Origin of the sequence: Micromonospora sp. AMSO12t, assembly GCF_008806585.1 — a bacterium.
GTDB lineage: Bacteria > Actinomycetota > Actinomycetes > Mycobacteriales > Micromonosporaceae > Micromonospora > Micromonospora reichwaldensis.
Genome location: NZ_WAAS01000595.1, coordinates 1 through 502, shown reverse-complemented (window position 1 = coordinate 502; position 502 = coordinate 1). Strand labels below are relative to the sequence as shown.

Here is a 502-nt window from a genome sequence, read left to right as displayed (position 1 = left end):
GTAGGAACCCTCGGGCAGGCCGAAATGCTTCAGCAGGAAGGCCGACTGCAGCGAGTCCTTGCGGTCGAAGACCACCACCGGCGCGCGGCGCGCGGTCTCGCGGTTGAAGCCGTCGGCGAACCACTGCCGGGCGAAGGTGTTCGACGCGACCATCCGGTAGCGCATCTGGCCCAGCGGGCTCACGCTGCAGCCGTGCATCGGCATCGCCTCGCCCGATATGCAAGCCACCACGCGGCCCTGCTCCAGCAGCGCGAAGGTATGGCCCTGGTTGTCGAGCACGAATTCCACCAGCAGTTCTTCCTGCGCGAGGATGGGCGCCAGCACCGGCAGCAGCCAGGTCGCCAGGGTGTCGTTGTTGACCGCGATCGCCACCCGAGCCGGGCCGTCGTCCATGCCCATCTCGGCCAGGAACTCCGATTCCAGCAGGGTCGAGCGGCGCAGGTACTGCAGCAGGCGCGTGCCCGGCCCGGTCGGCCGGCAGGGGCGGCTGCGCACCAGCAGC

The 502-nt window shown here is 69.7% G+C and carries 1 pseudogene; it reads right to left on the bottom strand.

Features of this window, described 5'->3' with window-relative positions:
- A pseudogene (locus tag F6X68_RS33105) lies at positions 1-502 on the bottom strand (ArgP/LysG family DNA-binding transcriptional regulator); the annotation flags it as partial.